This window comes from Peribacillus sp. NJ4, from assembly GCF_030348345.1.
Lineage (GTDB): Bacteria > Bacillota > Bacilli > Bacillales > DSM-1321 > Peribacillus.
Genome location: NZ_JAUCFQ010000001.1, coordinates 3,844,637 through 3,868,877 on the forward strand (window position 1 = coordinate 3,844,637; position 24,241 = coordinate 3,868,877).

At 41.9% G+C, this 24,241-nt stretch carries 24 protein-coding genes; all 24 read right to left on the bottom strand.

What is annotated here, in order from left to right:
* Window positions 1-75: 75 nt before the first annotated feature.
* On the bottom strand, window positions 76-342 hold the full coding sequence (locus tag QUF94_RS19065) for a YggT family protein (RefSeq protein ID WP_289317218.1): 267 nt from the start codon (window positions 340-342) through the stop codon (window positions 76-78).
* 6 nt (window positions 343-348) lie between these two features.
* Window positions 349-813, bottom strand: coding sequence for a cell division protein SepF (locus QUF94_RS19070; RefSeq protein ID WP_289317219.1), 465 nt, complete (start codon window positions 811-813; stop codon window positions 349-351).
* A gap of 21 nt (window positions 814-834) precedes the next feature.
* Entirely contained in the window at window positions 835-1,506 is a 672-nt protein-coding gene (locus QUF94_RS19075; RefSeq protein ID WP_289317220.1) for a YggS family pyridoxal phosphate-dependent enzyme, read from the bottom strand.
* Window positions 1,507-2,334, bottom strand: coding sequence for a peptidoglycan editing factor PgeF (pgeF, locus tag QUF94_RS19080; protein WP_289317221.1), 828 nt, complete (start codon window positions 2,332-2,334; stop codon window positions 1,507-1,509).
* Between the two features lie 55 nt (window positions 2,335-2,389).
* Window positions 2,390-2,659, bottom strand: coding sequence for a YlmC/YmxH family sporulation protein (locus tag QUF94_RS19085; RefSeq protein ID WP_053345249.1), 270 nt, complete (start codon window positions 2,657-2,659; stop codon window positions 2,390-2,392).
* A gap of 231 nt (window positions 2,660-2,890) precedes the next feature.
* Window positions 2,891-3,670, bottom strand: a complete 780-nt coding sequence (gene sigG / locus QUF94_RS19090; RefSeq protein WP_034313871.1) for an RNA polymerase sporulation sigma factor SigG — start codon at window positions 3,668-3,670, stop codon at window positions 2,891-2,893.
* Between the two features lie 150 nt (window positions 3,671-3,820).
* Window positions 3,821-4,540, bottom strand: coding sequence for an RNA polymerase sporulation sigma factor SigE (sigE, locus tag QUF94_RS19095; RefSeq protein ID WP_053345247.1), 720 nt, complete (start codon window positions 4,538-4,540; stop codon window positions 3,821-3,823).
* A 58-nt stretch (window positions 4,541-4,598) separates the two neighbouring features.
* Complete coding sequence (gene spoIIGA, locus QUF94_RS19100) at window positions 4,599-5,525, bottom strand: sigma-E processing peptidase SpoIIGA (RefSeq protein ID WP_289317222.1); 927 nt, start codon at window positions 5,523-5,525, stop codon at window positions 4,599-4,601.
* Between the two features lie 523 nt (window positions 5,526-6,048).
* A complete protein-coding gene (gene ftsZ, locus QUF94_RS19105; RefSeq protein ID WP_289317223.1) occupies window positions 6,049-7,206 on the bottom strand; it encodes a cell division protein FtsZ in 1,158 nt (385 codons plus the stop codon).
* A gap of 44 nt (window positions 7,207-7,250) precedes the next feature.
* Window positions 7,251-8,549 (bottom strand): cell division protein FtsA, encoded by a 1,299-nt coding sequence (gene ftsA, locus QUF94_RS19110; protein ID WP_289317224.1) that lies wholly within the window; start codon window positions 8,547-8,549, stop codon window positions 7,251-7,253.
* Between the two features lie 262 nt (window positions 8,550-8,811).
* A complete protein-coding gene (locus tag QUF94_RS19115; RefSeq protein WP_289317225.1) occupies window positions 8,812-9,177 on the bottom strand; it encodes a small basic family protein in 366 nt (121 codons plus the stop codon).
* Window positions 9,177-9,887, bottom strand: coding sequence for a DUF881 domain-containing protein (locus QUF94_RS19120; protein ID WP_289317226.1), 711 nt, complete (start codon window positions 9,885-9,887; stop codon window positions 9,177-9,179). Before QUF94_RS19120 ends, QUF94_RS19115 begins: the two co-directional genes overlap by 1 nt.
* Before the next feature lie 42 nt (window positions 9,888-9,929).
* Window positions 9,930-10,622 carry a DUF881 domain-containing protein gene (locus QUF94_RS19125; RefSeq protein WP_289317227.1) on the bottom strand — a complete coding sequence of 231 codons (693 nt, stop codon included), beginning with the start codon at window positions 10,620-10,622 and terminating at the stop codon, window positions 9,930-9,932.
* A complete protein-coding gene (locus tag QUF94_RS19130; protein WP_289317228.1) occupies window positions 10,609-11,391 on the bottom strand; it encodes a cell division protein FtsQ/DivIB in 783 nt (260 codons plus the stop codon). The genes QUF94_RS19125 and QUF94_RS19130 overlap by 14 nt, the downstream gene beginning before the upstream one ends.
* A gap of 137 nt (window positions 11,392-11,528) precedes the next feature.
* Window positions 11,529-12,437, bottom strand: coding sequence for a UDP-N-acetylmuramate dehydrogenase (gene murB, locus QUF94_RS19135; protein ID WP_289317229.1), 909 nt, complete (start codon window positions 12,435-12,437; stop codon window positions 11,529-11,531).
* Between the two features lie 354 nt (window positions 12,438-12,791).
* Complete coding sequence (gene spoVE / locus QUF94_RS19140) at window positions 12,792-13,892, bottom strand: stage V sporulation protein E (protein ID WP_095389937.1); 1,101 nt, start codon at window positions 13,890-13,892, stop codon at window positions 12,792-12,794.
* Between the two features lie 161 nt (window positions 13,893-14,053).
* Window positions 14,054-15,406 carry a UDP-N-acetylmuramoyl-L-alanine--D-glutamate ligase gene (gene murD, locus QUF94_RS19145; RefSeq protein ID WP_289317230.1) on the bottom strand — a complete coding sequence of 451 codons (1,353 nt, stop codon included), beginning with the start codon at window positions 15,404-15,406 and terminating at the stop codon, window positions 14,054-14,056.
* Window positions 15,407-16,384, bottom strand: coding sequence for a phospho-N-acetylmuramoyl-pentapeptide-transferase (mraY, locus tag QUF94_RS19150; protein WP_289317231.1), 978 nt, complete (start codon window positions 16,382-16,384; stop codon window positions 15,407-15,409). It lies immediately after the preceding gene.
* 93 nt (window positions 16,385-16,477) lie between these two features.
* Window positions 16,478-17,950, bottom strand: coding sequence for a UDP-N-acetylmuramoyl-L-alanyl-D-glutamate--2,6-diaminopimelate ligase (locus tag QUF94_RS19155; protein WP_289317232.1), 1,473 nt, complete (start codon window positions 17,948-17,950; stop codon window positions 16,478-16,480).
* A gap of 158 nt (window positions 17,951-18,108) precedes the next feature.
* Window positions 18,109-20,031 carry a stage V sporulation protein D gene (locus QUF94_RS19160; RefSeq protein ID WP_289317233.1) on the bottom strand — a complete coding sequence of 641 codons (1,923 nt, stop codon included), beginning with the start codon at window positions 20,029-20,031 and terminating at the stop codon, window positions 18,109-18,111.
* A 115-nt stretch (window positions 20,032-20,146) separates the two neighbouring features.
* Window positions 20,147-22,303, bottom strand: a complete 2,157-nt coding sequence (locus QUF94_RS19165) for a penicillin-binding protein (protein WP_289317234.1) — start codon at window positions 22,301-22,303, stop codon at window positions 20,147-20,149.
* 2 nt (window positions 22,304-22,305) lie between these two features.
* On the bottom strand, window positions 22,306-22,662 hold the full coding sequence (ftsL, locus tag QUF94_RS19170) for a cell division protein FtsL (RefSeq protein WP_289317235.1): 357 nt from the start codon (window positions 22,660-22,662) through the stop codon (window positions 22,306-22,308).
* Window positions 22,663-22,694: 32 nt separating this feature from the next.
* Window positions 22,695-23,627: a 16S rRNA (cytosine(1402)-N(4))-methyltransferase RsmH gene (gene rsmH / locus QUF94_RS19175; RefSeq protein WP_289317236.1), complete on the bottom strand. Its 933-nt coding sequence runs from the start codon at window positions 23,625-23,627 to the stop codon at window positions 22,695-22,697.
* Between the two features lie 52 nt (window positions 23,628-23,679).
* The gene (gene mraZ, locus QUF94_RS19180) at window positions 23,680-24,111 is read right to left on the bottom strand and encodes a division/cell wall cluster transcriptional repressor MraZ (protein ID WP_053345229.1); all 432 of its coding nucleotides are present in this window, start codon (window positions 24,109-24,111) and stop codon (window positions 23,680-23,682) included.
* Window positions 24,112-24,241 lie beyond the last annotated feature (130 nt).

Genomic DNA, 24,241 nt, shown 5'->3' on the forward strand with positions numbered 1-24,241 from the left:
TTCTTCGTTGCTTGCTACTACACAGCGGAAATTCTTCCGACTGTGTAGTAATGATGCAGTCAGGTTAATTGTTGATCATCCTATTAAAGTCTGTAAGTAAAAGATTCCGTAACCGCTGGCAAAATTAAGCACCAGCAAGGCCACAAGAGGTGAAAGATCGATCATCCCAAGTGACGGTATGAACTTTCTGAACGGTTCTAAATACGGTTCGCAAATCTTTTCAAGGAATTTACCAATCGATGTCTCCCTTGCATTTGGGAACCATGACATCAATATGTAACCGATTAATGCCATTGAATAAATTTCTATTAAATAATATAAACCCTGAAGCACTAAACCCATTAACCATTACCACCTCGCTTCTTCGTACTCCTCTTCGGCCGCAAAGCCGGTAATATTACCGGAAACATCGACGTTGTCCGGGGTACATAAGAATATATCTGTTCCGATTTTTTGGATATCCCCGCTGATTGCATAGACAGTCCCACTTAGAAAATCGATGATTCGTTTTCCTTGATCATGCTGGATTCGTTGAAGGTTCACAACAACAGCACGTCTGTTTTTTAAATGATCAGCTACTTCCTGGGCTTCTGCATAAGCACGAGGCTCCAATAATACTACTTTAGAAGATTTCTGTACGCTTTGCAAACTTACGATATTCTGATTGGTATTATTCCCTGCAGAAGCGGGCTGCTGCTGTTTACCTGACTTCACGACTTTTGGTTCAGCCCCCTCTTCTTCCATCACTTCATCCTTGTACTCATACTCATCATCCAGAGCGAAATAAGATTTAAATTTTGATACGAACGACATCTATAGCGTACCTCCTTAAAATTATTCGCCTACAAGTGCAGTACCAATCCTAATCATTGTTGCGCCTTCTTCAATGGCAATCATGAAATCATTGGACATCCCCATGGACAATTCAGTGCAGGGGGCATGCTTCAACCCGGCATTTTGTATTTCCACCTGGATGCCCTTCAGTTTCCGGAAGCATTCCCGCAAAACCTGTTCATCATCCGTCAAAGGAGCCATCGTCATCAATCCTGCAACATTCACCTTATCAAAAACAGCTAACCCTTTTATGAAATCCATTGTCGCCTCAGAATTCAGGCCATGTTTCGATTCCTCACCTGAAACGTTCACCTGCACTAAACAGTTTATCGGCTCATTTGCGCGTTTTTGAATTTCTTCCGCCAAAGAAATGCGATCCAACGAATGGATATAAGAAATTTTATCGATGACATTCTTTACTTTTCGTGTTTGCATGGAACCAATATAATGCCAGTGGGGCTTGTCCTTCAGCACTTCATATTTATTCAAAAGCCCTTCGTCACGGTTTTCACCCAAATCAATTATTCCCGCTTCCAATGCTTCATTTGCCCTCTCGACCGAAACATATTTCGTCACTGCGATTAACTTTATATCTTTACGGTCCCTTCCACTATTTTCACATGCTATATTTATTTTTTCTTCGATGTTTTTTAAATTGTCCACTACTTTCACTTACCCTAAATCCTCCTTCCAACCGATAAAACTCATCAATCTACCTGTCTTCCCGTTATCACGGCGATGCGAAAAAAACAATTCATGATCACAGCTTGTACAGTATGATGTAACGTCGATCTGACTTTTTGGAATTCCTGATTTTTGAAGAATCAATGCATTAAGTTGCTTAAGATCTAACTGATATTGACCTTCACTGATTAAATTATAGGGCTTTTCGTCATTATCTACCAGCAAATTCTGCACTAAATCCATGACATGATCATCCACTACATAGCACTTTGAACAAATCGAAGGTCCAATAACAGCAATTATCTCCGTTGCCTTTATACCCTTATCTAGCCATGCCTCAACCATTTTTCGGGCAATTCCATTAACGGTACCCTTCCAGCCAGCATGTGCCACCCCAATCATACCATGTGCCGGAGCAAGAAAGTATAAGGGCACGCAGTCCGCATAGCAAAGGGTCAGTAAAACATTTTGATCCTTTGTATAAAATCCGTCAGTTGCTTTAAAGGCAGAATCATAATCCATTGCACCTCTTCCGCCATCGCGGCTGGTAACTTGATGGATATTCGTTTCATGTGTCTGCTCGGCGCCTATCCATTCATTAAGCGGAAACAACAGCTTATCGGCTAAAATCCTGCGGTTTCCCTGGACATCTTCAAGCTTATCCCCGACATGAAAACCGGTATTCAATGTTTGAAAATCCCCTGAACTGACTCCCCCATTTTTTGTGGTGAAGCCCGCTACGAGCTGGAGATTTTGTTGTCTCCAGCTGTCAATGAGCATATATTGGTCTTTTACTAAAACAAATGGCTCTTTCATGCTATAAACCTCTTTAGTTTTAGTCTAGTGTATCATATATTTACGCCATGTACCTTTAAAACCGTTCATCTTTCAGCTCTGCTTGAAATACCGTCTGATGTTCAACAAGAATGACATCTGCACCGATTTTTTTTATTTTGCGCCATGGAATCACAATATCCTGTTCCCTCCCGAAGAAACCCATTAGCCTTGTTCCATTTGAAACGATGATGGCCTCTATTTTCCCTGTGGCCGTATTGATTTCAAGATCTGACATATTACCTAATTTCTTTCCATCCGCTATATTGACGATATCCTTAATTTGAAATTCGGAAATCCTGGTCATATCACTCAGCTCCTCAAAATTTCATCATAGATGAAGGTCCTATTGCTATGTATATGACATGATTCACTCAAGGATGAAGAATACGATAAATAAACGTACATACAGTTTCCGATTCCCTTCTGGAAGGGATTTTCACAAAATAAAAAAGCCGCTATGGATAAGTTGCTGATAAGCGGGTAATCGACATTTTTGCCCTACCCGCTTCAGCTAACTTTTTCTCATGCTCAGCTTCTACTGTTGGATATTTTTATTCATTTGCTTAATTGCTGCTTTTTCCAATCGGGATACTTGCGCTTGTGAAATGCCAATTTCCTCGGCTACCTCCATTTGCGTCTTCCCTTGGAAAAACCGTTTGCGAAGGATCATTTTTTCCCGGTCATTCAACCGTCTCATACCTTCATTTATAGCTATTTCATCAATCCAGGTACTATCTTTATTTTTTTCGTCACTCAGTTGGTCGAGTACATAAATCGGATCCCCGCCATCATTATAAATCGGTTCAAAAAGTGAAACTGGATCTTGTATTGCATCTAGTGCAAAAACAATTTCTTCATGAGGTACTTCCAACACCTTGGCGATTTCTTCAGCTGTCGGCTCACGAAGGGTCTGACTTATGAGCTTTTCTTTCACCTGCAAAGCTTTGTAAGCGATGTCTCTTAAAGAACGGGATACCCGAATCGGATTATTGTCACGAAGATATCTTCTGATTTCTCCAATAATCATCGGTACAGCATACGTTGAAAACTTAACATTTTGACCTAGGTCAAAGTTATCTATCGACTTCATTAACCCTATACAGCCTACCTGAAATAGATCATCTACATACTCTCCCCGATTGTTGAAGCGCTGAATGACGCTTAGAACGAGTCGAAGATTCCCGTTTACCAGTTTCTCTCTTGCTGAAATATCGCCATCTTGCAGTTCTTTAAAGAGTTTTCTCATTTCTTCATTCTTTAAAACCGGTAATTTTGATGTATCCACACCGCAGATTTCAACCTTATTACGAGACAAAATTATTCCCTCCTCACAGGAGCGCTGTACAAAAAACAGTATTTCCGCGGGAGGAAAAAATATGCACATGGCTAGAACGGAAAATCATCATTATTTTTCAAAATAGCTAACAAAGTATTGATTTAATTGGCATTTAAGCTCTTTATTTTTTTACACCATTTTATTAAATTCTTTTCGAAGCCTCTTAATAATCCTTTTTTCCAAACGTGAAATGTAGGATTGGGAAATCCCCAACATATCGGCAACATCCTTTTGTGTTTTTTCTTCCCCACCTGCAAGTCCAAAACGGAGTTCCATTATCTGTTTTTCACGTTCGGATAACTGCGTAAGTGCTTTTGTCAGCAGCTTGCGGTCAACGTTTGCCTCGAGGTCCTTCGTGATGATGTCATCGTCAGTTCCAAGGACATCGGATAACAGTAGTTCATTTCCATCCCAATCGATATTCAGAGGTTCATCAAAAGAAACTTCAGAACGGATTTTGTTATTTCTGCGTAAATACATTAATATTTCATTCTCGATGCATCTCGAAGCATATGTAGCCAGTTTAATTTTCTTCTCAGGATTGAATGTATTCACAGCTTTGATCAAACCTATGGTACCAATGCTGATTAAATCTTCAATATTGATGCCCGTATTTTCAAATTTCCTGGCAATATAAACCACCAGCCTTAAATTCCGTTCAATTAAGATCGATCGTGCAGCTTCATCGCCCTTGGGTAATTTATTGATCAGTATTGCCTCTTCTTCCTTTGAAAGGGGCGGCGGCAGTGCCTCACTCCCTCCTATATAAAATATTTCGTCCGTTTTCAATCCGAGCTTGAACAATAGTTTGTACCAAAAATAAGTGAGCCGAAGAATGAATTTCTTCAAAATAATTCTCCCTTCTAATAAACGGATTATGGTTCAAATTTAAGAATGAATCAATGAATCAGGAGGCATTTTGCACCGGTATTCCGGTTAACATTTTCGGGTGAACGATAGATTGATAGCTATTGTCGGGAGAGAGTTGCTGAAAGGTAAACGAAACGAGACCCTGCTTGACATGATATTCTTTTTCCCCTTGAACGATTTTAATGTAATCCGGCTTGATTGCTGTTAACAGCTGATGTTCATGACCCACGACTTTATAAGGGATGACACGCATTCTTCCGGTCCATGAATATTCGGGCTGTACTTCCTGCTTAATCAGGTTATCAGGGTTTTTAAAGAGCTCTAGCATGTCGTTTGGAATTCCTGCTTCCTCGCCTGAAAGAGAGATGATCATTACTGGGGAACGTGTAATCGGATCATATAATTGATTGCCGCTATCCACCAAACCAAGAAACGTACCTTCAAAATCAGAAATTTTAACCGAGACCGAAACCATTTGTTCATGTGTAAGCTTTGTCATCTCCATCCCTTCAAGTGTTCGCTTGGAAAATTGCCAAGCGAGCGGGAACCCAATCATTACGAATATCCAGCTGACAGGATCACCAAAACGATTGATACCTGCATATTGACCAGGGTCCTTGGAAACGATTTGAAATTCAAATAGGTAGTGAAGTCCCAGCAGGATACCTCCTGATAAAAACGTCACAAAATATAAAGTGGCCACCGATTTCATAAAAAGTTTTAACCTATTGAACCCAAAGGTTGCCAGCACCATGACCAGGGATACAAAAATCTTCATGTACGCTCGGTCGGCAATTGCATAAAAAGGAGTGAACGCCAATACGATAATGAAGGAACCGATCAGCCCGCCGATGCATACCCGCCAAAGAGCTACCCTTCGTTTGAGAATGATGGCGGTCCAATATAAAAGGAGGCAGTCAAATAACCAATTCAATAACCAGATCACATCTAAATATAAGGTCAAACACCCTCCCCTCCTTTTATGAACTAACCTTCCACTAGCAAAAAGTATAGCGTACCTGCCCTTAGAAAGTGTGTCACTTTTTGTACTGAAAAACTTAAGAGTTTTTCAGTCATTTTTACCCTTTTTGTAGAAAAACAGCTATTGATATTTTCAATACTGTCTTAGAGACTATCCTGCTCCCTTTTACTACTGTCGATTTATGTTATAAAAGTTTAATAATTTATTGACTCTCTTATCTTGTTACATTTACCAAATATAAATGGCCCGACCCGGTAACCCTAAAGAAGGTGCATGACCAGGAACTCCATCAAGCAGCGGTATCGGGCCTTCCACCGAACAGGAGCATTCAGACACCGATCAAGGGTGCAATTTTCCAGATTTCGATTAGCCATTCGATCAGAGTGACAATGCCCGAGAAGGTCCCATCATCATTAAGGTCAATGGACACAATTGCATTTTTATGAATTCATTTTTCAGACGACAAAAAACCGTCCCCAAATGGGAACGGCATATGACGTCGATATTAACGGCGTCTATTACGGTTACGGAGGAAGGTTGGAATATCCAAGGCCTCTTCACCTTGATTGGCATTACGTGCAGGCTGTTCATTGACTTCTTCTCTCTTCACTTCACGCTTCACGTTTGACTGTGGCGTTTGTTGTGTCTGAGGTCTTGATTGCTGCTGTTGTCCGAGTGTCGGACGTCCTGTAGGCCTTATTGAAGCTTCAACCTCGTTAAAGCCTGTTGCAATTACTGTAACGACGATTTCATCTTTAAGGTTTTCATTGATAACCGAACCAAAAATCATGTTTACGTCTTGATCGGATGCAGTAGCCACGATATCGGCCGCTTCCTGGACTTCAAAAAGACTTAGGTTCGTACCACCGGTAATATTCATCAGTACGCCTTGGGCACCATCAATCGATGTTTCAAGCAACGGACTGGAGATGGCTTTTTTCGCCGCTTCTGCTGCACGGTTTTCCCCGGAAGAAATCCCGATTCCCATTAGTGCGGAACCTTTGTTGGACATGATGGTCTTAACATCGGCAAAGTCCAAGTTTATAAGACCTGGAACAGCGATTAAATCTGAAATCCCTTGTACACCTTGACGAAGTACATTATCGGCTTCACGGAATGCTTCAAGCATTGGCGTGCTTTTATCGACAATTTCAAGGAGACGATCATTCGGAATGACGATCAGTGTGTCAACCGATTCCTTCATGGATGAAATGCCGCCTTGTGCCTGAGTTGCACGTTTTCGGCCTTCGAAAGTAAATGGGCGTGTAACTACACCGACTGTAAGCGCCCCTAAATCTTTAGCAATGCCAGCGATGACAGGAGCAGCTCCCGTTCCCGTACCGCCGCCCATTCCAGCCGTTACGAATACCATATCGGCACCTTTAAGCGCTTCTTCAATCTGCTCTTTGCTTTCTTCTGCAGCTTTTTTTCCTACCTCCGGATTGGCACCTGCACCCAAACCGCGTGTAAGCTTCCCACCGATTTGCATTTTAATTTCTGCTTTTGATAGATTAAGAGCCTGTGCGTCAGTATTGACAGAAATAAACTCAACACCCTGTACACCATGCTCGATCATTCTGTTTACCGCATTGTTTCCGCCGCCGCCAACACCTATTACTTTTATCGTTGCTAATTGTTCTAAATTAGAATCAAACTCCAACATGACAATCCTCCTATTTTGACGAAATTCCCGATTCTTTATGATTGTTATTCAAAAAAGTAACCCAGGATTTTTTTGAATTTAGATTCACCTTTTTCACCTTGTTTTTTAGCCGTGTTCTCTTTGCTTTTCTGAGAAACCTTCTGGCTGCGCTGGTCGTTATCTTCATGTGCTTGTCCAGCTGCTACAGGGGTTTTATTAGCGGTGTTTTTTTGCATTCTCTCTTTCTTGCATGCATGTTTAATCAGACCAACAGCTGTCGTATATTGGGGTTCCCTAACTCCGATGTAATTCGGCTCAGCTGTCCTAACGCGATTTTGGAACACATATTGAGCAAGCTCCAGGACTCCCGGCATCTTGACGACGCCTCCGGTCAACACGAAACCACCTGGTATATCCTGGAAGCCGAGTCTCCTCAAATCATCTTGAATCAACTCGAATATTTCGGTCACCCGCGCTTCAATGATATCCGAAAGCATTAGCTGGTTGCATTTCTGCTGCTGGTCGCTACCGATGATAGGTATTTGAAATACTTCATCTTCAGACGCATCATCATAAAAGGCATGTCCATGCTTTACTTTTATTTTCTCAGCTTCTTCCATCGTTGTCCTTAGAACAATGGAAAGGTCTTTCGTAAGTGTTTCACCGCCTATAGGTATCACAGACGTATATTGTAAATAGCCTTGTTCGAAAATTGCCAGAGTCGTGGAACCTCCGCCAATATCGACAAGTGCAACACCAAGTTCTTTTTCATCCTTGGATAAAACAAGGGAACCTGCGGCTAATGGCTGAAGAGCGATATCTGTTATTTCTAACCCTGCCCTTTCCACACAACGCAGCGTATTATGTAAAATTGTCCGAAGACCTGTGATTAAAATCCCTCTCATTTCCAATCGAACACCTATCATGCCCCTTGGATCACTTATTTCATCAAGTTCATCAACTTTGTAATGAATCGGCACCACGTCGATTATTTCCCTGTCGGATGGTATCGTTATTAACTCCGCTGCTTCCCTAACACGGAAAACGTCATGCTCAGTAATCTCTTTATTTTCACTGGATACCGCTACTACCCCATGACAGGGCTGAAGCGTCACGTGATTTCCACTTATACCGACGATTACCTTTTTTATCTCCATCCCTATCATCCGTTCTGCTTGCTCTACAGCCTTTTGAATGGATTGGACGGTTTCATCTATACCGACGATCGAACCCTTTTTGAGCCCCTCTGATTTAACATTTCCCACGCCGATTATATTTAATGTGTCATTGACCATTTCCCCAATGATAACTTTTACACTGGATGTACCGATGTCAAGACTTACGTATATTTCATTGCTGTTCATTCCATGGCACCTCCTTCAGTTTTATACATGTATTAGTAGAATAACATTTTTATATCGAAAGACTTATTCATTATAGAATAACAGAACTGATTACAACAACTCGCGAATGTCATACTAAGCAGTTCATTTGTATTTCCCAAACAGAACTCGTAGATTCCTCACTTTAAGATGCTAATTGTTCGCTTCTCAACTTAACTGATATATTACTAAACTAGATACTGCCATAAACTATTCGTCATTTATAACTTAATTCCCTTTAAAATTATAGATTTTTTTTCTGCTTTTTCCGGGAAATGGACCATTTTTCAATTAGGATCCTTCTAATCAGGGCGATATTTTGAAAGAGCCTTACGCCGAACACGAAGATTGCGGCTAAGTATAAGTCTACACCAAGATGTACACCTAGAAAAGCCAAACCTGCGGCCAAAACAATATTAAAGAAGAATCCTGTTACAAATACTACTTCATCATAAAGATTTTGCAGATGCGCCCGTATGCCTCCAAACAAGGTATCAAAAGCAGCAAGCACGGCAATGGAGAGATAATTTGAATATTCTTGGGGAATATCAAAATCCACCAAAAAACCAAGGGTGATCCCAATTAAGAGTCCAAAAACTGGCAACCACATCACGATCCCCCCCCATCCATAATGGGTTCCATGTGTTCCACATTAATAGCATTTTGGTATGCCGGCAATGTTAATTCACCAGTCGGCACCTTAATCTGCACTTCAAAATTATCTATAAAGAAATCATCCATAAGTTCAGAACCTTCAATTCGCTGCTTAAGTTTCTTTGGATTAACGGTTATTGCCTGCATTTCGACAGGGTAATTGACTAGGGGATATCCGTCCATTTTCGGCTGTCCATTAATATCACGAATAACCGATGTCGATATATACCTTTGCCCTGAAATGGAAATTTCGTCAGCTCCAAACCTATACATTTCATTAATGAGCCGAATTATCAGCACTGGTGAAATATACTCGATTCTCTCACCAAGTAGAATATCTTCTTTGATAGGCTGAATAGACACGATTACCCCATTACCTTTTATTTCTGTCAACCCTGCGTCAGACTTTAATTCGGTCAGGGTGTCACGCAATACTTCTTCTTTACTCTCATTTTTCTTTGTTTCATAGGAGGCGATTTTCCCCTCAAGCTTACTGATATCCTCAATTAATTCCACCTGGGTCTGCTGTTCTTTCAATAAATCATTTTTCAGCTCCCACATATCCCTTGTATCGGAAATGACAGGCTGATTCACCAAATTGAATTGAATAGCGAGCATGAAGCCAGCAATCAACGTAACCAAACTAAAAGAAAGCTTTTTTTTCATTTCCAGTTTCTCACCAATCTTTCATCGAATCCGGCGATCTAATCACCCTCCAATAATTGGATCAAAAATGATATTCTTTTGTTTTTCCACTGTAAAGATAATATTCTCATTAACCAGCTGTTCCTTAATGCCACCGGGTAAGTCCAGGGAAGCACCCAGGACATCAGGGTCCCCAATCGCAGAAATGGTAAATGGAGCAGGATGCTGATGGCCATCGATTGTGATCACTGGCCCATTACAGATTATGTAGGAATTATGATTTAACCTTTGACCGTTAATCGCAACAGCCTCTGCACCTGATATGTATAGTTCATTGACGACCTTGAAGACATGCTGTTCGTGGACCAGGTAGTTATTGACATTGGCTTTTGAGTCCATATCTGTACCATCTTCAAGAGTCACCTGAAGGCCTGTGCCTTTCACTTTCACTTTTCCGAGAAACATTCGGTATTTCTCCGTATCCTTTGCCAAATTGAAAAAAAGCTGCTTTTCCTGTGCTAGGTCCTTTTCTATTTTGGATACATTTTCTTGCTTTTGAAGGAGTTCCTTCTGAAGGTCCCGGTTCTGTTTCTCTTGTTCGATCAGTTGTTGCCTGAGTTCATATTCCTGATTCCAGGCTTTGTCCTTCCCTACTCCTTTACCATCTTTGGTCAGATTGTAAGAGAAGGCAATCATAAATCCGAGAACTACGCAAACTAGGGGCAAAACCACCCGTTTGCCATTAATTTTCCTCATTAGTGTCTTCCTTTTGTTCAGCGTCTTCATATGCTTTAAAATAAGAACCCACTTCCAGATCAATGACTCCCTTTACATCAGGATCCAACTGGCTGACAATCGATGGATAGTGAATCATTTTCTCGTATAAAGTCCGGCTTGTCGCACTTACCTCAAACCCATCGTTCATAAACATGACGATATGATAGGCATCTGTTTTGGTTGGAGCATAATGAATTTCGGAAATGGCATTCTGAATCTCGACAGGAAGCTTGTCCAATTCTTCTAAAAGCAACTTTAATGCTTTACCCTCTTTGAAACCAATTAAAACCGGGGCAAATACTGGAATTTCTCCTGTTGCTAGCTCTTCCAAAACGGTCCCATTTTCCAAAATAGGGGCATACTTCCCATTATTGGACAGGTATGCCATCCTGTTATGCTCCGAAACCGTAATTTTAATGGCATTAGGAAATACAGGTGTTACCTTAACGCTTTTTATTTCCTGATTCTTTTTGATATTAGCCGCGGCTACCCCTGTATCAACCTTCCAGATGCTTCGATCCTTATTCACCTTACTCAATTTAATGATTTGCTTGGAAGTAATATAACGATTACCCTCCACCTGCACGGATTTCACATAGCTCAAAGGGGATAAAAAATATAGCACACAAGCAACCAGTATGAAGAAAAGGGAAAGCAAAAGAACAAGTCGCCTGTTTGCTTTACTTTTTCTTAATTGTTTTAATTTCGGGATGCGGTCCTCAATGGAAACGATTTTCCCCTTTTCCATCCCTTTCACCTCTTCCTGAAAAAATGGATGGTTTTTGGCACAGTAAGAAATCAATCAAACTCAAAATTCGGTTATAAATAAACTTTAAAGGTAACACATTATATCACAAAATTTGGATATAAAAAATAACTCCATTATTATTTCCGGCCGATAATTTCCACTTCTGTTTCCATTTCAATTTCAAACATATCATACACAGTATCCTTCACATGCTGTATCAAGGCTTGAACATCCGCTGCACTTCCATTACCTGTGTTAACGATAAAGTTCCCATGCATCGGTGAAATCTGAGCTCCGCCAATCGAGTGTCCCTTCAGGCCTGCATTCTCCACCAGTTTACCTGCATGATGCGGAAGAGGATTCCTAAATATGCTCCCGGCACATGGAAGATTATACGGCTGCGTTTCTTTACGGTAATTTTTGTTATTCTGCATTCTTTCAACGATTTCGGTTTTATCACCCTCAGTCAATTGAAAAATTGCTTCAAGTACGATTCCAGGTCTTTTCTTCTGAAGTAGGGAAGTACGATAAGAAAAATCCATTTCTTCCTTGGAAAGCCAAGCTAGGGTTCCATCTTCAAAAAGGACATGTGCCGCCTTGAGAATTTCACTCATATCGGAACCGTGCGCACCAGCGTTCATATAGACAGCTCCGCCGACCGAACCGGGGATTCCACTGGCAAATTCCAATCCTGCATACCCTTTTTTACTGATTTGTACGGACAGGCTGACAAGTGATACCCCAGCCCCTGCTTTAATCTCGGCGCCATTTATCTCGAGGTGATCAAGTCCTTTACCCAATTTAAGCACGGCACCTTCAATTCCGCCATCACTTACAAGTAGGTTCGAGCCCCTGCCAATCGCCCTCCATGGTATCCCATGTTCTTTAATGACCTGCATCGTTTTTTCTATATTTTCAATGGAAGATGGCACGATGAATAAATCAGCCGGCCCCCCAATTTTCATAGTTGTATGATTCGCAAGCGGTTCCTGTTCTAGAACTTTGCCGATTTTCATTTCAGTTAATTGCTTTATCACTTTATCCATGATAAACCTCCTTGTTGTTCCAAAAATTCCAAGTTACGATTTTCAATTCCTCTTCCATGAGGTCACTTATTTTAGAAGATTAATAACACCTTTTAAGCAGAAAATGAACAGCAGCAAGCCCCAGTACGGCCTAACCCTCTTATACTATAGTCTAAACAAAGCCGTATTGCCAATATTTATTGTGGATTCCCCAACATTCATACATGGTAATATTTAAGCGGCATTTCAATTATTTCTAAATTCCGGCAAGGTCCCCTCCAAAATCTTTTTCCTGCAAGGGCTTTCAACGTAAAAAAAAAGAAGCCCTGCATTTAACAGGACTTCCCTTTTCTCATATCATATATTTTCCTGATGTCAGAATCTTGAATAACGACTTATATTCAGGAGCACTCCGATTGCCATCAACATGAGTGTCAGAGATGAACCGCCATAACTCAAGAGGGGCAAGGTGATACCCGTAACCGGCATCAATCCCGTTACCACCCCTATATTGATCATCACTTGAATGGCGACCATTGCAATGATTCCCACCGCTACAAGGCTCCCATATAAATCAGGGGCACCAAGTGCGATCCGTATGCCCCGCCAAAGCATAAGCGCAAATAACAAAATGACCAGAGAGCCTCCGATGAAGCCAAGTTCCTCGGACAGTATGGCAAAAATGAAATCAGTCTGAGGTTCTGGTAAATAGAAAAACTTTTGGCGGCTTTGCCCGAGTCCCAGCCCGAATAATCCCCCGGGCCCAATGGCATAGAACGATTGAATCATCTGAAATCCACTGCCCAAAGGATCCTCCCAAGGATCCAGAAAAGATGTGATCCTTTTTATCCGGTAAGGCGCTGACAAAATCAGACCGATAAAACCAGCCACCCCGATAAGACCCAAGCCAACAAAATGGCTGATTCTTGCCCCGGAAATAAAGATCATGACGATGCAGGTTCCTACCATTACCGTTCCCGTTCCAAGGTCGGGCTGTAACATGATCAATCCAAATGCCAAAAACACTAAACCCAAGGATGGAAGCATCCCTTTTTTAAAGGAGGTGATCAGCTTTTGCCGTTCGGATAAAAACTTAGCTAAAAAAGCGATCATCGCTAGCTTCATGAACTCAGAAGGTTGGACCGAAAAGGCACCTACACCAATCCAGCTCCTCGAACCATTTCTCGCCATCCCTATACCCGGCACCAGCACAGCCAGTAACATAATGAAACAAATGATGATCAAAATCTTGGCCCAAGTCCGCCACGTCCAGTAATCCACATTCATGATGAAAAACATGGCTATGACACCAACGCAGGCAAACAGCAACTGTCTTTTAGCAAAATAAAAGGAATCATCAAATTTATATGTTGCCCAAATGGCACTTGCGCTGTAAACCATGATTAATCCAACGGTCAAAAGACTTAAGGTGACGATAATGAGAATGAGATCAGGATTCGATTTTTTTAATGGCACGGACATCCACCTCTAGGAAGTTTTTCGAGCCTGTACGAATAAAAACATCATTGCTGATTGCTTGTCAGCACTTTAGTCAAAAAAAAAGCGATAACGGCTCATTATCGCTTTTTTCCAAGGTGTCAACGTAGAAGCAAGTTCACTTCTCTCTGCGAAAGCTCTTACTTAAGTTTATGCACGGCCTCCATAAACATGTCTCCTCTTTGCTCAAAAGTTTTATATTGATCCCAGCTTGCACAAGCCGGGGAGAGAAGAATGCAGTCGCCTTCATTTGATAATTCAAATGCAGCCGGTACGGCCTTTTCTACATTATCGACACGTTTTATATTCGCTATTCCTATTTCTTTTGCTACCCGCTCAATTTTTTCTGCGGTTTCGCCAAAAGTTATCAAGGCTTTGACATTTTTCATAGCCGGTTTCAACTCATCGAATTCATTCCCGCGATCCAACCCGCCTGCCAATAAGATGACAGGTTCCGTAAAGGATGTTAACGCTTTGGACGCTGCAAGAATGTTCGTCGCTTTCGAATCATTATAAAATTTACGGTTTTCGATCGTTGCAACAAACTGCAAACGGTGCTCCACACCATAAAATGTTTTCAGTACAGTCTGAATGGCTTCGTTGGCAACACCCTTCAGTTTGGCCGCTGATATGGCCGCGAGCACATTTTCCAAATTATGTTTTCCAGGAAGCGCTATCTCTGAAACATCAATGATTTTTTCTCCTCTGAAGTATGCGGCACCTTCTTCCACATAGGCTCCATTCTCATGTTTCACTTCAGTTGAAAAAGGTACAAGTTCAGCCTTGGTCTTTTTCGCCATGGATACAACGGGATCTTGATCTGCATTATAAATCATGAAATCTGAGCCTATTTGATTTTTCGCAATCGCAGCTTTTGCTTCGGCATATTCCTGTTTGGAACTATGATAATCCAAATGCGCATCATACAAATTTGTCAAGACTGAGATTTCAGGACGAAATTCCTCTATTCCCATTAACTGAAACGATGATAATTCAATGACGATCGAGTCATCTGATTTTGCCTTTTCAGCAACACCCGAAGCCACTGTCCCGATATTCCCAGCAATAAGTGGGGACTTTTCACCGGTCTTCAACATTTCGAATATTAATGTTGTCGTAGTCGTTTTCCCATTTGTACCAGTGATGCCTATGAAAGGGGCCTCACTGATCTGATAGGCCAATTCAACTTCCGTAATAACCGGAATCCCTTTTTCCAATGCCCCTTTTACGATAGGGTTCCGATAAGGGATTCCCGGGTTTTTCACGATTAACTCGAAACCCTCATCAAGAAGCTCGATCGGATGACTACCGCAGATGACTTTAATTCCTTGTTCAAGAAGTCCTTGAGCCTCAGGATTTTCCGATAATGGCTTCATGTCATTCACCGTTACGAAAGCTCCTAATTTATGTAGAAGCGAAGCTGCCGTCACTCCGCTTTTTGCCAATCCCAATACCAATATCTTTTTCTCTGAATACTTTGCAGTCTCTTTCAATTATATCCACACCTCTAAATAGATTCCGAGTACCGCACACAGCAGCCCCACTGTCCAGAAAGTCACGACGACGCGCCATTCCGACCAGCCGGAAAGCTCATAATGGTGGTGAAGCGGACTCATTTTAAAAATACGTTTTCCAGTCGTTTTAAAAGATCCTACCTGTAGGATGACTGAGAGCGTCTCAATGACGAAGACTCCGCCAATGATTACCAGGAGGATTTCAAGCTTCGTTAACAGGGCGATGGTAGCGATCGCTCCTCCAAGGGCCAAGGAACCCGTATCTCCCATGAATACCTTTGCAGGATGTGCATTGAATACCAAAAATCCGAGCACCGCACCGACAACCGCCACCGAAAAAATAGCGACATCGTATTGTGACTGACTCCAGGCCAATATGGCAAAAGCACCAAAAGCAATGGCTGATGTCCCTGAGACAAGTCCATCAAGCCCATCCGTCAAATTGACGGCATTCGAAAAACCTACCAGCCAGAAAATAACGATAAAGAGATAAAACCAGCCAAAATCAAAGGCAAAGTCAGTGCCTGGAATCGTCAATTCAGGATTAAAACGGTCTGTCTGTTTAAAGACGAAGTAAAAAATCACCGAAATCACAATTTGCCCAATCAGTTTTTGCTTAGAAGTCAGTCCCAGGTTTCGCTTCATGACCACTTTGATGAAATCGTCCAAGAAACCTAATAAACCAAATCCTAAAGTAACGAATAATAATAAATACGTTTCGGTCGAAGGTACCGAAAATTTCAAAGTCATGACCAATGTAGCGATGGTAACAGATAATAATATGACCAAACCGCCCATGGTGGGTGTTCCCGTTTTCTTCAGATGCGATTGTGGGCCTTCTTCCCTGATACTTTGCCCGAATTTCAATCTTCTTAAAAACGGGATGAAAATCGGCGAAAGAAGAACGGTTACTAAAAACGCCACCAAAATCGTATAAAAAATTACTTGTTCCAACATTCCTTACTCCCTCATTCCTAACACAATTCAAATATAAAATTCTGCTTGTTGTCTTTTCTTATTTGCAGCAGGGCAAATTCATTCACCGATTGTTCAAACTGAACCCAAACGACTTTGAATCGCCTTTTTTGCTTCTTCACGGTCATCGAAGTGAAGCACTTCGTCACCGACCAATTGATATGTTTCATGACCTTTTCCAGCTATTAATATAACGTCGCCCTCTTCCGCCTTGGAAACAGCATAAGCAATCGCCTGCCTACGGTCTTCAATTACCGTATATTCTTTGCCCGCTACGCCAGTTTCCATATCCCGCAGGATCTGGGTAGCATCTTCACTGCGTGGATTATCCGAGGTAAAAATCGCGTCAGTCGCCAAGCTGCATGCAATTTTGGCCATGATAGGACGTTTTGTCTTGTCTCGGTCCCCACCGCAGCCCACTATCACAAAGATTTTCTTTTGAGCAAACTCACCAACAGTTCTTAAAACATTTTCTAAACTGTCCGGTGTATGGGCATAGTCAACTATGACAGGGAAGGCCTGATTCGCTGTAATGAGTTCAAAACGGCCTGCAACACCATTTATTTCCTCGATGGATTTAATGGTCTCATCTAGATCGTTACCGGCGCACAGAGCAGCAGAGATGGCTGAGAGTACATTGTAAACACTGAATTTACCAATTAGCTTCAGCTGAATGTAACGCTCTTCTTTACCAGCTGTCAAGGTGAACGTTGTTCCTTTTGCGTCAATTTTTATATCCTTCGCCCTGATATCCGCTTCTTTGTCGATACCGTAAGTAACGACTGTAGCAGCAGTCGCTTTAATGAAATCAGCTGTTGCCTCATCATCAGCATTAAGCACAGCATATTTAGGACGATTCTCTATGTAAGCATTGCCGAGCTGTGAGAAAAATAAGGATTTTGCCTGCCTGTATCTGTCCATGGATTTATGGAAGTCCAAATGATCCTGTGTGAGATTCGTAAAAACGGCAATATCATAATCACAGCCATGGACGCGCCCAAGTTCAAGTGCATGCGAAGAAACTTCCATAATGGCAGTGGAGACAGACGCTTCGGCCATTTCATGAAAAGCCTTCTGGAGCGTAACGCTATCTGGCGTCGTGTTCTTAGTTTCATATACCGTATCGGCAATTTTTGTATACATCGTGCCAATCAGTCCTGTTTTTTCATGTCGATCCTCGAAAATCTTTTCCAATAAGTGACTAGTCGTCGTTTTTCCATTCGTTCCTGTAATTCCAATCAAACGCATCTTTTGAGTTGGATGTCCATAAAATGCATCGGCAAGCACGGCCATCGCCCTGCTTGAATCCCTGACAACGATCACAGGAACATCGAGTTCAAGCGGCCTTTCCGCAATGACTGCTGCAGCTCCATGTTCTACAGCGAGTTGGGCAAAATCATGACCATCGACTGTATAACCTTTTATACAAACAAATAAACTTCCGTCTATGACTTTACGGTTATCATTTTCTATGGAGGTGATTTCAGGATTTTCTCCTTCATACGTAAATAAGGAGTTTAAATAAGATAGTAATTTGTGAAGCTTCATTTTTCCATCCCTCTCAACTTAATTTGAGGATTCATTATATGTGATTAGCCTTGGCTTGTCGAGAAACCAATTTCAATTATACGGGGTTTTCACGACTCCGTAAACAAAGCGGCTGATGATTCTTCAGCCGCTTTAACTATTCATCTATTATATTATACTTATTCTGTATTTTCGCCAAGATAAATTCTTATTGTAGAGCCTTGTTTTACTTTAACACCTGGATCCGGTGCTTGATTTATGACTTTATCCCCATTACCGGCAATATCCAGTTTAAGATCGATGAGCTGTGTTTGCAACTCTTTTTTACTAAGTCCAACAACGTCAGGTACCTCGACCATGACGGGATCCGTCCAGACAGTTTCCTTCTCAATCTGGTTTTTTCTTGGCTTGACGTCCATGGCCCTAAGTGAATCCTCCATGATATTCCCAACGATCGGTGCTGCAACGACCCCGCCGAATTGTACCGTTCCTTTCGGATTATCCACAGCTATATAGACGACGATTTGCGGATCATCCGCTGGAGCGACACCAATGAATGAGAGAATATAATTATTCTCAAGGTATCGGCCATTTTCAGCTTTTTGGGCTGTACCCGTCTTCCCACCAACTCGGTACGACTCCACGAATGCTCCTTTACCGCTCCCTTGAGCAACAACGGATTCAAGTGCTTCACGGACTTTCTTCGAAGTTGCTTCTGAAATCACCTTTTTCTTCGCCTGCGGGGTCTTTCGCATCAGCACTTCCCCATTTTTTGGATTCACCAGTTCCTTTGCGATATAAGGTGTATACAAAGTCCCCCCATTCACGGCCGCCGACACCGCTGTCACCTGCTGAATGGGCGTTACGGCAACACCTTGTCCAAACGCAGTGGTTGCCTGCTCAACCGGACCCACTCGATCCATATTGAACATGATTCCTTTTCCTTCTCCGGTTAAATCAATCCCCGTCTTTTGCCCAAAACCGAAATCATTTATATATTTAAACAGCTTGTCTTTACCAAGCCGGTTCCCTAATTCTACAAAACCAGGGTTACATGAGTTCTCGACGACTTCAAGAAAAGTTTGGTCCCCATGTCCTCCCCTTTTCCAGCAATGCAGTGTAGACCCTGACACTTCCACATGTCCTGAATCATAAAAATGTTCCTTTTGTAAGTCGACCTTCCCTTCCTCCAGCGCTGCAGCAAGCGTGATGATCTTAAAGGTCGAACCTGGTTCATAAATACTCCAAACTGGTAAATTGCGATTATACACTTCTGAAGGTACATTTTGAAAATTGGCTGGATCAAAAGTTGGCCTGCTCGACATTGCCAATATTTCCCCTGTGTTCGGGTCCATGGCAATGGCAATAATACCATCGGGATTATATGTGGCCTCCGCATTATCGAGCTCCCTCTCCACGATTGTCTGGATTTTGCTATCGATCGTAAGCTTCAGGTTATCACCGTCAACAGGAGGCTTATAGTCATCTGCCATATTTTCAAGCCTTTTCCCTTTCGCATCAGAATAAAATTTAACAAATCCTCTTTCCCCACTCAGTTCCTTATCATAAGACAATTCAATACCCATCAGCCCTTGATTATCAGATCCCGTAAAGCCAAGAACATGTGAAAGATATTCACCAAAGGGGTAATGGCGCTTTGAATCTTCAGCGATATAAACGCCCTTTATCCCTAATGCTTTAATTTCCTTCGCCTTTTCATGAGATATCTTTCTGCCTTCCGGAATTCTGACGCTCATCGACTGTTTCGTTAACCATTGATAAGCCTTTTCCTTTGTCATATCCAATATTGAAGCAAGCTGTTCCGCCGTCTCCCCAGGATTCTCAATCTGTCTTGGGATGACATAGACTGTTGGCGCGGATATATTCGTTGCCAGCTCGACACCATTCCGATCCAGAATTTCTCCTCGTTTGGCTTCAAAAGGAATATTCCTGCTCCAGGAATCTTTAGCCAGCCCCGTCAACTTATCCCCTAGATAAAACTGCACAATTCCCAAACGGATATCAATGATAAAAAAAACAACGATACCTACTGCCAATGCGATTGCCAGCCGTTTTCGGACAGTAACATTCGAAACACGCAAAAACAGGCACCTCCATTTCATACATGCTTCAATATATGCTTGTCTACTCGTTGCTAGACTAAGAAACATTCAAAAAAATAACGATGGGGGTCCAAATGGACCCCCATCGTTATTTTCACTCTGTTTTCTCATTTGTCTGTATATCTTCAGCAGCCCCTTCAGGCTGGGATAATTCAATATTGAAGGTATCTCCTTCCTTCACCTTTTTTCCGGCCCCGAGACTCTGTTTACTCACATAACCAGTTCCTTTAGTTTTCAGATCCAGTTTTGCAACCTTAGCTAATTTCATGACATCGCGCAAGGACCATCCCTTCATCTCCGGAACTTTCATTTCGCCTTCGGTCCTCAGGATTATTTTTTCACCCTGTAAGAGTATACTCCCTGCTTTTGGGGATTGATCGAGCACTTTACGTCCACTCCCGATCGTACTTACATCATAGCCAAGTTCCTTCAGTTCTGCGACCGCCGAACTCTCGGTCTGGTTCGTATAGTCAACGATTTTATTTGCTTTTTGTTTTTTAACATCAGAAGGTTTGATGTTTAGATATTGCAGGCTATTTTGCATGACAGGATTAAATATCTCTGATAATGGATCAGCCCCAACATAAGATACACCTAACTTCGGCTGCTTGACCGCCACATAAATGACCAACTGCGGATCATCTTTTGGAGCCATACCTAAAAAGGAGAATACATAGTTATTTTTTCCTTCTAAATATCTACCTGTCGGGCCCGCAATTTGTGCAGTACCGGTTTTCCCCGCTACTTCATATCCATCAATGGCATATTTTTTCCCTGTTCCTTTTTTCGCGGAAATCACCGTTTCCAAATAATCACGGACTTGTTTTGCAGTTTCTGCCGAAATCGGTTCCCCTGTCACTTTCGGCTTTGTCGTTTTCAAAACTTTTCCGGTATCCTGATCGGAAATGCTTTTTATCACGTACGGCCGCATCATTTTTCCGTCATTGGCTATTGCGGATGCAGCTTGGATCTGTTGAATCGGCGTAACGGTCGAACCTTGTCCAAAGGAAGTAGTAACTTTTTCAAGCTTATACTTGTATTGAATTTTACCGGTTATCTCGTTCGGCAGGTCAATTCCCGTTTTTTTATCGAAACCGAATTTAGTCAAATACTCACGAAAAGTATCCGCTCCGATCTTATCCATTGCAAGAGTGGCAAATGCGACGTTTGAAGAACGTTGAACCCCTTCCAGAAAGGTCATGCTCTTCCCTCTTTCGATTCCGCTATGATCACCGATTTTGCCCGATCCGGCTTTATACGTTCCCGCGACAAAACTTTCGTTTGGATTAAAGACCCCTTCCTCAACAGCCGCGGCAAGGGTGAATGTTTTCATGGTTGATCCCGGTTCGAAGCTTTCTTCAATAGCCAGGTTACGCCATGTATCCGTAAGCCCCACTTTCGTTGTCGGATGGAAGGTAGGCCTTTGCCCCATCGCGACAATCTCCCCCGTTTTGGGGTTGGACACAATCGCTATGATTTGCTCGGGATCGTATTTTGCTTGCACTTTGCTCATCGAATCTTCCAGGAACGTTTGTATTTTCTTATCGATGGTAAGCATGACATCACTGCCATTATCCGGAGCAACCACCTTTTCCTTTGAATCCGGTAAAAGCAGTCCCCATGAGTCACTGTCATATGTAAGCTTCCCGTCCGTTTCCTGCAATTCTTTATCGAGGTACTTTTCAATGCCGAACTTACCGGCCATTTCTCCCGTTTCTTCATCTTTTTCTACATAACCAATCAGATGGGATGCGAAAATCCCATTAGGATAAAAACGTTTATTGGTTCTTCCAAATGTAATTCCCGGCAGTTCCAGTTTTTCTATATTCTGCTTGACGACCTGAGTCAAATCCTTGCCGGCACTGCCAAACTCTACCTGGTATGCCTTTTTTTTCGTAAGTCTTTCATAGATATCCTGTTCATCCATGTCGATATATTTTGCAAGCTTGTTCGCGGTCATCTCAGGATCTTTGACATGCTCTGGTGCCTTTTCACTGAGTACAGCCCTTAAAATATAGGAGGAAGTATCCTCGGCGATGACATCACCTTTTGTGTCGAGTATGCTTCCCCTTTTTGCTTCTATGACCTGTTTCTTTTCATATTTCTTGTCGATTTTCGAAGCCAGTACCTCCCCGCCTGCTGTACCTGTTACCTGAATATACAAAAAGCGGCAGACTAATACAAAAAAGAGCAGGCCGAATAAGAAGAATAATCCGGCTGCCCCATGCTTCATATTTTTTTGTTTCTGCATTATCACTGCACACCCTTCACATTATTCTCATTTAACTTGAACCCTAGCGCTGCAGCTTTTTTCCAAATTCTTTCGTATGTACTAAGTTCAGCAACCTGCACTTTCAAATCATCATTCACTTTACCCTGTTCTTCAATTGAACTTTCCACTAGCTGGATTTCTTTATTCGTTTCATAAATTGCCGCTTGATTAGAGACTATCTTCACTCCCATAAAGGTAACCATTATAGCAAGGGCACATAGTAAGAAAACTTCACCAATGGATATCTTCGCTTTACGGATGACCACTGTTTGATGTGTTTGTTGCTGTTGTTGGTCTTCATATTGCTGTTCTTGCATTTTTTTGGCTATGGAACTCATTCATGTTCCCCCTTACTGATTTTTTTCTGTAATTATTGCTTTTCGGCGATTCTTAGTTTAGCCGATCGGGAACGATTATTCCCTTCCAATTCTTCTTCTGAAGGTAATATCGGTTTTCTCGTTATTATTTTCATGGATGGTTTGAATTCATCCGGGATAATTGGAAGTCCAGGCGGAAGGTCTGGAAGGGCACTCGCTTTTTTAAATACCGTTTTACAAATCCTATCTTCAAGCGAATGGAATGTAATGACAGATATTCTTCCTTCTTTATCCAATAGCGATATAGCTTGCTCTAACGAATCTTCAAAGACACCAAGTTCATCATTCACAGCGATTCTTATTGCTTGGAATACTCTTTTCGCAGGGTGTCCGCCTTTACGTCTTGCCGGGGCCGGTATCCCATCCTTAATCAACTCAACAAGCTCAAACGTCGTTTCAATCGGTTTTATTTCACGTGCCGCTTCAATTTTCCTAGCGATTTGCTTCGAAAACTTTTCTTCTCCATATTGAAAGAAAATTCTCAGCAAATCATGGAATGACCAGTTATTCACGACATCATAGGCAGAAATTGCAGCACTTTGGTCCATCCTCATATCTAAAGGGGCATCATGGTTATAACTGAAACCACGCTCCGGTGTGTCCAATTGCGGGGATGATACACCTAAATCATAAAGAATCCCGTCCACTTTTTCGATTCCCCGGGCATTCAACTCTTCTTTTAAGTATTTAAAATTATTAGGAACAAGAACAATGCGATCGCCATAGCTTTCCAATTTTTCCTTAGCATTCCGAATCGCCGTTTCGTCCTGATCAAAAGCATAAAGCCTGCCCTTGTCAGAGAGCTGTGAAAGTAAGTATTCGCTGTGACCGGCTCCTCCTAAAGTACAATCCACATAAATTCCATCAGGTTTGATGTTCAATCCATCAACCGTCTCTTTTAATAACACTGTTGTATGTTGAAACATGCTAGACATCCTTCCAATCGGTTATTGAGTGACTCTATTTCTGAGGGCAGCCTTAAATATCAAAGCCAATCATATTTTCTGCTATCTCAGCGAAAGAATCCTCCGAAGCTGAAAAATAGTTTTCCCAAAGGGATTTGCTCCAAATCTCAATACGATTGGTAACACCAAGAATTACACATTCTTTTTCCAATTGGCCATATGAAGTAAGCGGCGTGGGGATATTAATTCGCCCTTGTTTATCAATTTCGCATTCTGTAGCTGCAGAAAAGAAAAAACGGGTAAAGGCTCGGGCATCTTTTTTTGTTAAAGGCAGGGCTTTCAGCTTTTCTTCAAGCAGCTTCCACTCTTCCATAGGGTAACCAAATAAACATTGATCGAGTCCGCGGGTAAGGACAAATTGCTCCCCTAGATTGTCCCTGAATTTCACTGGGACTATCAAACGGCCCTTTATATCGATGTTATGATGGTACTCTCCCATGAACATACCCATTACCCCCACATTCTAATCTCAATGTACCACAATCCCCCACCTTTCTCCACTTGTTTTTACTTTCTCCTTCCAAGTAAAAATTCCCTTCTTTTCTACTTAAGTTTATTTAGCCAATTTATTTAAA

Bases quoted from the DNA above. Each gene is read 5' to 3' on its own strand.
- QUF94_RS19155 (WP_289317232.1), bottom strand. From the start codon at position 17,950: ATGAAGCTTCACAAATTACTATCTTATTTAAACTCCTTATTTACGTAT.
- ftsA (WP_289317224.1), bottom strand. From the start codon at position 8,549: ATGAACAGCAATGAAATATACGTAAGTCTTGACATCGGTACATCCAGT.
- QUF94_RS19130 (WP_289317228.1), bottom strand. From the start codon at position 11,391: ATGGAAAAGGGGAAAATCGTTTCCATTGAGGACCGCATCCCGAAATTA.
- QUF94_RS19115 (WP_289317225.1), bottom strand. From the start codon at position 9,177: ATGTGGTTGCCAGTTTTTGGACTCTTAATTGGGATCACCCTTGGTTTT.
- QUF94_RS19165 (WP_289317234.1), bottom strand. From the start codon at position 22,303: ATGCAGAAACAAAAAAATATGAAGCATGGGGCAGCCGGATTATTCTTC.
- ftsL (WP_289317235.1), bottom strand. From the start codon at position 22,662: ATGAGTTCCATAGCCAAAAAAATGCAAGAACAGCAATATGAAGACCAA.
- mraZ (WP_053345229.1), bottom strand. From the start codon at position 24,111: ATGTTCATGGGAGAGTACCATCATAACATCGATATAAAGGGCCGTTTG.
- murB (WP_289317229.1), bottom strand. From the start codon at position 12,437: ATGGATAAAGTGATAAAGCAATTAACTGAAATGAAAATCGGCAAAGTT.
- QUF94_RS19125 (WP_289317227.1), bottom strand. From the start codon at position 10,622: ATGAGGAAAATTAATGGCAAACGGGTGGTTTTGCCCCTAGTTTGCGTA.
- pgeF (WP_289317221.1), bottom strand. From the start codon at position 2,334: ATGAAAGAGCCATTTGTTTTAGTAAAAGACCAATATATGCTCATTGAC.
- QUF94_RS19085 (WP_053345249.1), bottom strand. From the start codon at position 2,659: ATGACCAGGATTTCCGAATTTCAAATTAAGGATATCGTCAATATAGCG.
- QUF94_RS19120 (WP_289317226.1), bottom strand. From the start codon at position 9,887: ATGAAAAAAAAGCTTTCTTTTAGTTTGGTTACGTTGATTGCTGGCTTC.
- ftsZ (WP_289317223.1), bottom strand. From the start codon at position 7,206: ATGTTGGAGTTTGATTCTAATTTAGAACAATTAGCAACGATAAAAGTA.
- QUF94_RS19065 (WP_289317218.1), bottom strand. From the start codon at position 342: ATGGGTTTAGTGCTTCAGGGTTTATATTATTTAATAGAAATTTATTCA.
- QUF94_RS19070 (WP_289317219.1), bottom strand. From the start codon at position 813: ATGTCGTTCGTATCAAAATTTAAATCTTATTTCGCTCTGGATGATGAG.
- mraY (WP_289317231.1), bottom strand. From the start codon at position 16,384: ATGTTGGAACAAGTAATTTTTTATACGATTTTGGTGGCGTTTTTAGTA.
- rsmH (WP_289317236.1), bottom strand. From the start codon at position 23,627: ATGTTTCAACATACAACAGTGTTATTAAAAGAGACGGTTGATGGATTG.